Below are 11,546 nucleotides of genomic sequence, written 5' to 3'. Positions count from 1 at the left end.
TCAGCCTTCCTGCTGTTTCTGTCTGTTATCCATAGCGGTCGTCTGCCCTTCAGCTATGCCTTCTGTACTGTCGGGAGTAAATAAGATCTTGATAGTGGCAAAGCAGATCCTTATATCCTCAATGATGCTGGGATTGGCTATATACATGAGATCCATGTGAAGCTTGTCGTAAGGTGTCGTATTATACTTGCCATAGACCTGGGCATAACCTGTAAGACCGGCTTTGCACTGGAGTCTTAACTGGAACTCAGGCATAGACTTCATATATTCTTCCGCGATCTCGGGTCTCTCAGGACGTGGTCCTACCAAAGAAAGATTACCGGCCAATACATCAATGAGCTGAGGTAATTCATCAATGCGGAGTTTTCTTATTACCCTGCCGACAGGAGTAACCCTAGAATCACTGTCACCGGAAGACAGCCTTGCCACTCCGTCACCTTCAGCATCCACTCTCATACTCCTGAACTTATGGATATAGAATCTCTTGCCGTTCTTTGTAAGGCGCAGCTGCTTATAGAAAACAGGTCCCTTATCTGAAGTCTTTACAGCAATTGCAGTAACAATAAATACCGGTATCAACAGAATGAGAGCAACTAATGAGAAAACGATATCAAAACATCTCTTGATCACCAGATAAAGAGGATTGGGCGAATATCTGTTGACCCTTAGGATCGGGAGATTGAACATATGCATCGTCCTTGCAGATCTCATAAGGACATCGCCGATCCTAGGGATCATGTAGACCTGTTTATTCCTATAAAGGCAGTACTTAAGTATCACATTGCGGTCATGACTGTGGATGCCGCTTAAGAACACAACATCCATCTCATCTATTACAGAAAGATCGGCAAGGCATTCTTCAGCTGACATAGTCTTTCTTACATCGAACTTTTTTGAAAGCCCGTATTTATCGATAAGCTCACGCATACCCTTACGGACATCATATACGATTATCGATTTCTTTGCCGGAAACCACTTAAAGTAGATCCACTGCGCTATGGTAGTCCACACCATTGATATGGCCACCTGATCTGCAAAGACCAATATCAGAGGCATCGGATTAACAAGCCTCTTTGCAAGGAAGAACATAACGGCATAGAACAGTCCGTCAGAAAGGAACAAAGACAGAGCCTGGGAAGAAACAATATCAGTAGTACGGAAATGCGATATCAGGAAAGCATCATATGTCTTGCCGAAGTAAAAATAGAGTAAGGCAAAGAACACAATGATAGCTACATCGCCCTTCCAGTAATATCTTACAGCTGTAAGTCCGTCATAATATAGGAACCAAGACACGGCAAACGGAACCACCATAAGCAACAGATTAACAAGCTTAAGCAACCTTAAGCCAATCTCATGCTTAAATGTATTTATAGTCTGCTGTTCGTACATAAGACCCCAAAATGAAGCACACCGTCAAAAATGACAGCAATATAACACGAATATTAATTATAATATAAAAGAGCTTATTTGTAAGGTCAGTCTTCAGGTTTATCAGATAAATCAATATCTTTTGTCTTTAAAAGAGCCGTCTTCCTTATCTCTGTACTGCTCGTACCTTCTGTATAAAGGAAACAAGCAATCTCTATCAAAAATGTCTTATTCATTCGGCTTAAAAATTATATATGCATAAGGCTTATTATCTGGCTAGATATATTTACACCGCCTTATTATATGGCTTAATTAACTCCAGATCCTTATGCAGTTCAATTTTGAGTTCCCTCAGATCGATATCGTTCTGTATGTCTAAGAAATATTTATCGGAAACTCCAAAAAAACGAGCAAGTCTAAGAGAAGTATCTGCGGTTATCTTACGTCTGTCATGTATAATATCTTGAATCCGAGATACAGGAACATGAATCTCCCGAGCAAGCTTATATGCCGATATATCAAAAGGCTTCATAAATTCTTCTAAAAGTATTTCACCCATTTTGGGAGTCTTAATAAATGAATCCATATAACACCTACCTTTCATGCTAATGATAATCTACTATTTCAACATCCTTAAAATCAGAACCGTTCCATATAAAACAGATACGATATTGGTCATTAATACGAATACTATACTGACCTTCTCTATCACCCGTAAGGGCTTCCAATCTATTACCGGGAGGAACTTTCAAATCATCCAGACTAGCCGCATTATCTATTAAAATCAGTTTTCTTAAAGCTACATACTGAATGCTTTGAGGAAGTTTCTTAGAGAATACTTGATTAAATACTTTTTCTGTCTCTTTATCTGCAAAGTGCTTTATTATAGCAATATTATACACGCTCAACGTGTACACAGCAGCCATGCATATTTTTAGGACCTGCCCAGTCGAAAGCAAAAACACAATAAAAAGGTCAGTCTTCAGTCTTATCAGCTAAATCAATATCTTTTGTCTTTAAAAGAACCGTCTTCCTTATCTCAGTGCTGCTCGTACCTTCTGTATACGGGAAATAAACTATCTCCACACCTTTATCCTTAAAAAACTCCTCATATCGCTGAAAGCGCTCAGAGCCTTTATAATCAGATCCGACAAAGAGCTTATCAAAATGCCAGAGCGCCCAGGCATCAGAATCTTCTGTACAGGACTTAACGACTTTATCCACATATTTGCAGGCTCCTACTACAGCCATGCGTTCCTCAAACGGGATAAAGGTCTCCTTCCCTTTCCATGCCCCGCTCTCATGAACACCCACGATCAGATAATCGCACTCTGCCTTTGCCCTGCGCAGCAGATTAAGGTGACCCACATGGAACAGATCGAACGTTCCAGACAGATAACCGACCTTAACAGGACTGGTATGATTTATTCTTCCGGATGAACACTTATAATCATAACTGTGAAGACCATATTCGTGCGGATAGTCTTGATACCACTTAATTGTCTCCTTAACTTTGTAATAGTTAGGTATGAACAGAGACGAATGCGAAAACATATGTGACATGATCTCATCAGCCAACGGAGAAAGAGAGGAAAGATCATTTTCTCCCCCATAGAACTTCGAACCACTGAATGAAGTTGGTGCCACGCACAAAATACGGTTCGATGTTCCAAACACCTCTAATTCGATATCAACGCTTTCAATAAACCGGCATACAGCAGCCTTCGACGCGGCATATAAAGCACAACAAGGAGAAGATATTAATCCGGCAATAGACCCCATTACACCACAGTAGAACTCATCCTTAGAAAGTATCCGTTCATAGAAAAGACGAAGTATCTCAATAGTAGAGGTTGCGTTAACAGTCATCATATTCCTTATCTCAACAGGCAGGAAATATTCAAAATCAGCTACTCGGCCAAAACCTGCGGTGATCATTAGAACACCGACGGACGGATCTGAAGCCAACGACGAGATCATCTCATGATCAAGATCGAGCAGATTACAATACTGATACTCAAACTTACCTGAAGTTAAAGAAACTGATTCAGGCTCACATTTGTCAAGGATAACCGCATAGTATCCCTTATCTATCAGTTTATTTGCCAAGGCAAGTCCTATTCCGTTGCTTCCGCCGATAATTACCGCTTTCTTATCCATATATCAACCGTTCCAATATATTATGCTTCAAGGTTTAATGTCGATGAAACATAGTAATAATAACCCTTTTTATCACAATAGTCTTTAACATCAGCTATTAAATCTTCATCCTTGCTGTATTCGAGAAGATAGACATCTACTCCTTGTTTATGAACTTCAGAAAGATATTTCTGAAAGTATCTGCGTTCTTCGTCATCCTGAACATCAAATGTATCAGTTTCATCCCATATTATCTTAGAAAAAACTGTCTCCTGATTTACCGCATCGATCAGTTCATTTAAGGATCCGTTTCTGTCCATATACTCGGTAACGTATTCATCACCGCCATTAACAGAAACATAGAACTCAATAGATTTGAAAGATTTCAACATATAAGTTAATGAGTCAAACACTTCATCCGTATGATAATGGTAATAAACATCAACATTATCAACAAACAATCCGTCAAAACCTTTATTCTTAAGATCAGCAGCAAGATTATTAACTATGAATTCCTGCCATTCGGGAACGGTTACATCAATCCACTTCTCATCTTCCCAATCCTCATATACATCGAGAGTATATTGTTCAAAATCTGAATAATATGGCCTATACTCTTCTACAGAACCGACATTGATATAACTTATTATTGTGTGACCAGCAGCTTTAAGTTCCGATACTTCACGCTCTGAAAATGCCTGACCTTCAACGACTAATATCTCATAAGCCGCCATGCGTTCAACATCTTCGGGTTCAGCCCCGAGGAAGACACCGTATTTGTATTCAAAACCCTTGCCATTCAAAATACCGACATTATCACATCCAGCAAAAAGACAGGTAACAGCAATAAGCAAAACTGTAACACCAACGAAAATGCGTTTTATAAGAAGAATCAACTGATGTTCAGTTTCTTAAGCAATTCGTATCTTTCTTTACTTCTATCAAGATCTGACTTAAGCTGCTTCTTATTCCTTCCAGACTTAATCCCCTGCTTTGCATAACGGAATATCTGATAGAACCAACAGAATGGTTTAAGCCAATGATGCTTATGATAAGCTTTCCAATTATGTTCGCCGGCATACTGAAGCCATTTGAATAAACCTTCACGTTTAATGCTGGTACTTACTGTTTCAACAGAATTACCCTGTCCGTTCTTACGACCAAAATTGCCAGAAACAAGCAAACACTCCAGAAGTAGCTCACAAGTCTTTTCATCAGCGGACTTACACCAAGTTATAGTATCTGGAAGTCCAAGATAGATTTGACACATACGAGTAGCCGTAATGGCTAATGTATCCATACCCTTATCTTTTGCAATGGTTCTAAAACTACTATTCCAGAATTCATCATCCAGATTATGATAAACATACATCATCCAATCGATAACCTGACGAAGACCGAGACCGCTTTTAAGATGTCTTCTCATGTGATCTAATAGAACCAAGCCATTTGCCAATGGAGATAGCATCGGGAATTCATGTCCTTCAATTGAAGCTATTACCGGAGAAGATAACTCAGAGATAAGATATTCTTCAAAATCGATTTCATGACAATAGTTATGATGAGACTCAAATAAAATACCATCCTTACTAAATGCGGCATGTCTTCCGTTATCATGAGACTCAATATATCCTTTTTCTTTCAATACATTTTTGATTACAGAATATTGCTCCTGTGGAACAAGGAAATCTATATCACCCATTGAACGTTTATAAGGATCTTTATACGCAATAGCAGCAGCATTTCCTTTCAAGATAACAAAAGGGACAAAAGCATCATCCAATACTTTCTTTAATTCATCTTCGGCATGACAATATCGAATATATGAAGCTTTAGAACGGAAAATTACCTCCTGCCATTTATTATCCATATATTGAGGCGGGATTTCCGGCGCAACAAGTCCAAGCACAGATTGGATCGATGCCTCATTATATAAGACTTCCATATCTACATTGCCGAAATCAATATCCGAGAGCAATCCAAACTGGGACTTTTTTATCAGAGCCAACATAGCCATTTCTTCGTGTTTCATATTAATATATTACATTTTTGATTCTAGGATGCAAAATTTTGTTATCAATGTTAATATTAATAACAAAATCAGCAAATTCAAATGTAATTTACCAGCATGTGTTATCATCAACAGCAAGTAGTTTATGAAAGAATTGTCTTTAGAATCATTAGCTTCAATTGTTGCAGAGAAACGCAAAGAAAAGGGATTAACTCAGCTCGATGCAAGTCGTGCTACAGGAATAAATCGTGCTCTTTTATCCAGAATAGAAAATAAGCAATTCACACCATCTGTAAACCAACTTATGGCTCTTGCCACCACATTAGACTTCGATATTAATTCAGTATTTTCTGATCCTGACACGAAAAATGTCAATGTTGAAAAGAAGTATAATATAGTTGTTGCCGGGACCGGATATGTTGGTCTCTCTCTCGCAGTTTTATTAGCACAGCACAATAAGGTTACGGCTGTAGATATCATTCATGAGAAAGTAGATAAACTCAACAATTATGTCTCCCCGATTCAGGACGATTATATTGAAAAGTATCTTAATGAGGCAAAAATCGGAAAACGCAAACTTGATCTGACAGCTACTATTGATGGGTCAAAAACATATAAGGATGCTGATTTCATAATAGTTGCCACACCGACCAACTACGATCCCCAAAAGAACTTCTTTGATTGCTCAGCTGTTGAAAGCGTTCTTAAGTTAATCAAAGATACAACAAAAGGCTCCAAGAACAAGCCAACAATCGTTATAAAATCAACTATCCCCGTAGGTTATACACAATATATTAGAGAAAAACTCGGTATGGATAACATTATATTCTCACCAGAGTTCTTAAGAGAATCCAAAGCACTCTACGATAATCTCTATCCTAGTCGCATTATCGTCAGCTGTGACGATCGGACAAGCGAAAAGGCTCAGATTTTTGCCAATCTTCTCCAGCAAGGTGCGATTAAAGATGACATAGAAACACTCTATATGGGTTATACGGAAGCTGAAGCAACTAAACTCTTCGTTAATACTTATCTTGCACTCAGAATATCATACTTCAATGAACTAGATACTTACGCGGAGATAAAAGGTCTCAATACAGCTGACATAATCAAAGGTGTATGCCTTGATCCAAGAGTTGGCGATTACTACAACAACCCATCATTTGGTTATGGTGGTTACTGTTTGCCTAAAGATACTAAGCAGCTCCTAGCCAACTATCAGGATATACCTGGGAATCTTATAAAAGCAATTGTTGAGAGTAACAGTACACGCAAAGACTTTATCGCAGACAGAGTTCTTGAGATGGCAGGAATGAATAGCAACTATGAATTGTATTCAAAAAACAAAGGCAGTAAACAGAAAGAAGTCATCATCGGAGTTTTTAGATTAACTATGAAAAATAACTCCGATAACTTCCGTCAGAGTTCTATTCAAGGCATTATGAAACGCATCAAAGCAAAAGGTGCAACAGTAATCATATATGAGCCAACACTCGAAGACGGAAGCTCTTTCTTTGGTTCAAAAGTCATCAATGATATTAAGAAGTTCAAGAAAAAGTGTGGTTGTATAATTGCTAATAGATACGACCCTATCCTTGATGATGTTCAGGATAAGGTATACACAAGAGATATCTTTAAAAGAGACTAAGTCCTCAGGCGCAGAAAGGTGAAAGTGGAAAAAAAGTGGGGTAACACACTCCACTCTGTTAGTATAATAGAATCACAAATCCACATTATACAATTTACCAACGCAAGGCATCATAACAAGCTTTGATTCATTTTCTTGGAGAGTTAATATTGTGTGGTCACCAATCCATTCATTTAACTCTCCTTCCTCGGTATTTATACCCAAGCATGTAATTTGATTAGCCGTAGCGAAGCGATATTGCCCTCTTTTTCTTTCATGTTTAATCAACTCGCGTAAAGTCTGTTCTTGTTCAGAAGTTGGAATTAGTTCAACAATATCAAATAACTGAAGTTCGTATATTTGGAAATGCTCTTCAAATCTTAAATCTGTTATATATCGACCACAATAACGATAGGTGATTTTTTCCCAGTCTATTATTCCAGTTTCCAAAAGTTCCTCTTTGAATTCACGTCCTACATTATCAATACGTTCTCTATATGAAATACTTTTATTAAATCTCTGTACAAACTTTCGTAGGTATTTACTTTCAATTCGCAAACGATAATCATCACGAGAGGATTCGTCTAAAGCTATCTTATTGTCATCCTTTACATGAAATAAATTCTTCAGTTCCATCTTTTCTTTTTTTTGGAACTTATAAACGCCTCCAACTGGCTGATATTTACCAGTGTTCCGCTTATTCTTTACAAGGAGATACTTATCACCAACCTTTATTCGATAAAGATATGCAAAGGAAATACGGATAATTGTGCTATCTTTTATAAATCCTCCACGTTTTAGTTTTCTCAAAGAAGATTTCCAATTTGTATTGTCGGCTAAATCCTGAAAAGAGATAAACAAAGCCGGAACTGATATTCCAAGAATAATACCTGCAATGCTACTGCCAACAGGCCAACCCTGGATTTCAAAAACAATTATTATCACAATACATATTAACGAAAGACTTACAATACCAAGTAGTTTCAAAAATTTCATAAAAGCACTCTCACCGCCTATCTATAGGAATGCCAACTCTTGTTCTTGCAACACATACTTTATCTTTTATAATATAGCACTCAATATAGTGATAACCATAGAAACTTGTAGGCTCTTTAATAGACTTACCTCTTTCCTCAATTCTTCCTCGCAAACAATTTTTTCGTTCTGCCTCAACGCCAACGTTTTTTACTTTCCAATAAACACTGTATATACCAGGGCAATCAGTATACGTTAGTGAACACTTCACGGTAAAGTTATGAGGTATAAATCGCCTGAACTTACTAAAATAATCTCTTATCAATGTATCGGTCCATCCATCGCCACTAACTTTACAAGTGACCCTACATGAGTACTTAATGCAAACAGGAAATATATCCTCGATGAATTCTTCTGTATCATTGAAGGTGCGAACATTTGACTTCTTACCAGCAGACATGGATATATTTGAAAACACATCATTAATCTGTTCCCTCCAATAATCATGATTGAAAAATCCATACCATGCCTGAAAAGCATCTTCTTCAGAACAGCAATCTTCAAACAATATATCCAAATCCTCAATTTTACTTTTAAGTCGATTCTTCCAATTTGTAATTTTCTTAATATCAACCAACCTTGGTGTTAAATTTCTTCCATTATCAACAGGCGCAGAAACCGTTGATTCGAGATCTAGCCTTTCTATAACGGCTTTCATCGTATAATAAAAGAGTTCATCAATTCGCGAACAGTCTGCTTGCAAGTTTTCGTCACATAAAACTGTTTGAAGCAACCCACTAGGCATATTAACCCATGAATCTCTTGAATTACAAAACATCTTTGAAAGTCTGACAACCTGCCTCAGTTTTCCATCAGAATAATCATTCTGCATTTTGAACCAATCCGTAAGACCTCTTAATTCCCTCTCAGACCAATCTTTCCCAGCATGTTCATATTTCCAGCAGCAGTTATACTCATCCCATGATCTTCGATAAATAGCGAAGTCAATATGATATCCGGCAGCATATTTTACACGGACACAACTTGTCTTGACTTCTGGATCAGCATCGAACTGTTTTGTTCTTCTTCTAAGAGCATCAGCAACAATATTCCTAGCAGCTTGTGCACCAATTTCGCTAATATCAGAGAAATCAAAAACCACTGCGACATCAATATCGTAGTCATTTTCATCATTCTGTACGACTGTTGACATTGCAACACTACCTTGAACACAGGATTCAACTATGCAAAATGATGTGCCATTTTCATCGTTATATTCTTCTAGACCATCCTTTAATCGCTGTAGGTTAATATCCTTCAGTTCATATAGTTTATTCTGTTTATTTTGAGGAAGCACAACACAGGAAGAATAGAAAGCGATGAATCTACTTGACATATCATACATTCTTATTCCCCCCCTTCAAAATAGATAATCATAAGAATTATTCTCTTCTTATAATACATCATGTAACAATTATATTTTACGCACAACGCCTAAGAACACGCGGATTATTTATTATCATCTGCGGTACCTGACGACAAGGGACAACGGGAGCCTCGTATCCAGCACCATTGACTACTAAACCATGCAGATGCTGAGTAGTTCAATAGGAGCATTGACTCTTCTGGCTTCAAAAAGCCAGATAACAAAGAAAATAAACTGACACTTTATGCATTATTCTTCTCTGCCCTATACTTAGCGCAACGTATTGCATTGCTACTCTTGTGCTCAAGTTTATAGACAACACTCTCATAAGGAAGATTTACTGATACAGTAACAACACTGATTTTTAAATCTGATGCAATCTTATTAATGGCAGCGTCTCTTTGTAATCCAAGACCATGATCAGTTTTTGGTTGGATATAATTGTTAAACAGAGCTTCTATCTCACGGCTACGTTCAGTTGACCAGCACCCACCGGTAATTAGGATCTTACGGATCTTGGATGATGACAACTTAATCCCCTTGTCTTCCAATTCCTTCTGAAACGCAACAAGGCTCTTGTGATATGCTGTCTGACCCGGGACCCAATCTGCACCAGGCTCACGACATTCAATACCCGCCGTCGGCGGCTTACAGTCTTCGATACGATCATCGTAAACATCGCCATACAGACCACATATATACTCAATATATTCAACTGTCGGATCATTCTTATTCATATGAATATACTACAATGTCATTTAACACAAGTCAATTAACACAAGCGAAGACCTTTGAGCCGGTCACACCGGCTCAAAGAATGTATCAGGTCTATTAGGATTAAAAACCTCATTACAAGTCATAACAGTCACCAAATCCTCAGTCTCAGACAAATTAATTATGTTATGTGTCCATCCCGGAATCATATGAACTGCCTCGATCTTCTCCCCTGACACTTCAAACTCAACTGTCTCACCTGTATTGATATTCCTCTCCTGTATCAATCCATGACCATGAACAACAATGAACAATTCCCACTTCGAATTGTGCCAGTGCTGGCCTTTAGTTATTCCAGGACGACTAATATTAATCGATACCTGACCGCAGTCTTCCGTGTGAACAAGTTCAGTAAAGGAACCCCTGTCATCCACATTCATCTTCAATGTATACTTGAACTTCTCAGCAGGAAGATAGGACAAATACAGACTATACAGTTTCTTAGCAAAAGATCCAGCAGGCATCTTAGGCATCATCAAGGAAACAGGCTGAGCCTTAAACAACTCCAACAGATCTACGATCTCGCCCAATGTAACCTTATGAGTTACGGGTACGCAGCAGAAACGACCGTCATCTTTAAGGACAGTCTCAACACCGTCAAATTCGCAGTGCTGCTCTTTTCCTTCGAGAAGGTCATACATTCCTTCTACGAGATCATCGATATAAAGGAGCTCGAGTTCTGTCGAGCGGTCGTTTACAGTGAATTCCTCATCGTTTGCAACAGCCCAGCAGAATGTTGAAACAGCTGAATTGTACTTAGGTCTTGAGTGACCCATGAGATTAGGGAAACGGTATATCGCAACCTTAGCACCTGTCTCCTCAGAATATGAGAAGAAAAGGTCTTCTCCGGCTTTCTTGCTCCTGCCATATTCTGAATCTCCAAACCTGCCGGACAGCGTTGCCTGAATCGAAGAACTGAGCATTAATGTTGCTTTGTTATTGTTAGCCTTAAGGTTATTTAAAAGCTCACTCGCAAAACCGAAATTGCCCTTCATGAATTCTTCAGTGTCTTTGGGGCGGTTTACTCCTGCGAGGTTAAATACGAAATCGCAGTCAGCGCAGAACTTCTTAAGATCAGCAGGATCTGAATCTATATCGTATTCGTATATCTCATCGATCGTGATAGAAGGCCTGGTCTTGTTCTTGCCGTCTTTGATGTTCTTGAGATTATTAACGAGGGCAGTGCCTACCATACCCTTAGAACCTGTGATTAGAATCCTCAC

11 protein-coding genes are annotated in these 11,546 nt (G+C 38.4%); 1 reads left to right on the top strand and 10 read right to left on the bottom strand.

Translation table 11 applies throughout. The features are described from left to right. The 6 genes from BO18_RS00770 to BO18_RS00745 form a co-directional block, all read right to left on the bottom strand. Window positions 1-1,392 (bottom strand): sugar transferase, encoded by a 1,392-nt coding sequence (locus BO18_RS00770; RefSeq protein WP_034442384.1) that lies wholly within the window; start codon window positions 1,390-1,392, stop codon window positions 1-3. A 265-nt stretch (window positions 1,393-1,657) separates the two neighbouring features. Further along, window positions 1,658-1,957, bottom strand: a complete 300-nt coding sequence (locus BO18_RS00765; RefSeq protein WP_034442382.1) for a HigA family addiction module antitoxin — start codon at window positions 1,955-1,957, stop codon at window positions 1,658-1,660. Window positions 1,958-1,976: 19 nt separating this feature from the next. Then, entirely contained in the window at window positions 1,977-2,297 is a 321-nt protein-coding gene (locus tag BO18_RS00760) for a type II toxin-antitoxin system RelE/ParE family toxin (RefSeq protein ID WP_242856497.1), read from the bottom strand. Between the two features lie 49 nt (window positions 2,298-2,346). Continuing rightward, entirely contained in the window at window positions 2,347-3,531 is a 1,185-nt protein-coding gene (locus BO18_RS00755) for an SDR family NAD(P)-dependent oxidoreductase (protein ID WP_034442380.1), read from the bottom strand. Between the two features lie 20 nt (window positions 3,532-3,551). Continuing rightward, window positions 3,552-4,364 carry an endo alpha-1,4 polygalactosaminidase gene (locus BO18_RS00750; RefSeq protein ID WP_185752304.1) on the bottom strand — a complete coding sequence of 271 codons (813 nt, stop codon included), beginning with the start codon at window positions 4,362-4,364 and terminating at the stop codon, window positions 3,552-3,554. Window positions 4,365-4,402: 38 nt separating this feature from the next. Then, on the bottom strand, window positions 4,403-5,542 hold the full coding sequence (locus BO18_RS00745; RefSeq protein WP_081860856.1) for a nucleotidyltransferase domain-containing protein: 1,140 nt from the start codon (window positions 5,540-5,542) through the stop codon (window positions 4,403-4,405). Window positions 5,543-5,666: 124 nt separating this feature from the next. On the opposite strand from BO18_RS00745, the gene BO18_RS00740 reads away from it, so the two are divergent. Next, window positions 5,667-7,169, top strand: a complete 1,503-nt coding sequence (locus BO18_RS00740; RefSeq protein WP_034442376.1) for a nucleotide sugar dehydrogenase — start codon at window positions 5,667-5,669, stop codon at window positions 7,167-7,169. Between the two features lie 72 nt (window positions 7,170-7,241). On the opposite strand, the gene BO18_RS00735 is transcribed toward BO18_RS00740, so the two are convergent. From BO18_RS00735 to BO18_RS00720, 4 genes are all read right to left on the bottom strand, one after another. Further along, the gene (locus BO18_RS00735; RefSeq protein ID WP_034442375.1) at window positions 7,242-8,144 is read right to left on the bottom strand and encodes an SMODS-associated NUDIX domain-containing protein; all 903 of its coding nucleotides are present in this window, start codon (window positions 8,142-8,144) and stop codon (window positions 7,242-7,244) included. A gap of 10 nt (window positions 8,145-8,154) precedes the next feature. Then, complete coding sequence (locus BO18_RS00730; protein WP_034442372.1) at window positions 8,155-9,528, bottom strand: nucleotide-binding domain-containing protein; 1,374 nt, start codon at window positions 9,526-9,528, stop codon at window positions 8,155-8,157. 263 nt (window positions 9,529-9,791) lie between these two features. Beyond that, on the bottom strand, window positions 9,792-10,286 hold the full coding sequence (locus tag BO18_RS00725; protein ID WP_034442369.1) for a hypothetical protein: 495 nt from the start codon (window positions 10,284-10,286) through the stop codon (window positions 9,792-9,794). A 63-nt stretch (window positions 10,287-10,349) separates the two neighbouring features. Further along, entirely contained in the window at window positions 10,350-11,546 is a 1,197-nt protein-coding gene (locus BO18_RS00720) for a polysaccharide biosynthesis C-terminal domain-containing protein (protein WP_034442367.1), read from the bottom strand.

This window comes from Butyrivibrio sp. AE2032 (assembly GCF_000702965.1).
This window is presented reverse-complemented; position numbering and strand designations above follow the sequence as displayed.

Bases quoted from the DNA above. Each gene is read 5' to 3' on its own strand.
- BO18_RS00765 (WP_034442382.1), bottom strand. From the start codon at position 1,957: ATGGATTCATTTATTAAGACTCCCAAAATGGGTGAAATACTTTTAGAA.
- BO18_RS00760 (WP_242856497.1), bottom strand. From the start codon at position 2,297: ATGGCTGCTGTGTACACGTTGAGCGTGTATAATATTGCTATAATAAAG.
- BO18_RS00725 (WP_034442369.1), bottom strand. From the start codon at position 10,286: ATGAATAAGAATGATCCGACAGTTGAATATATTGAGTATATATGTGGT.
- BO18_RS00770 (WP_034442384.1), bottom strand. From the start codon at position 1,392: ATGTACGAACAGCAGACTATAAATACATTTAAGCATGAGATTGGCTTA.
- BO18_RS00740 (WP_034442376.1), top strand. From the start codon at position 5,667: ATGAAAGAATTGTCTTTAGAATCATTAGCTTCAATTGTTGCAGAGAAA.
- BO18_RS00755 (WP_034442380.1), bottom strand. From the start codon at position 3,531: ATGGATAAGAAAGCGGTAATTATCGGCGGAAGCAACGGAATAGGACTT.
- BO18_RS00745 (WP_081860856.1), bottom strand. From the start codon at position 5,542: ATGAAACACGAAGAAATGGCTATGTTGGCTCTGATAAAAAAGTCCCAG.
- BO18_RS00730 (WP_034442372.1), bottom strand. From the start codon at position 9,528: ATGTATGATATGTCAAGTAGATTCATCGCTTTCTATTCTTCCTGTGTT.
- BO18_RS00735 (WP_034442375.1), bottom strand. From the start codon at position 8,144: ATGAAATTTTTGAAACTACTTGGTATTGTAAGTCTTTCGTTAATATGT.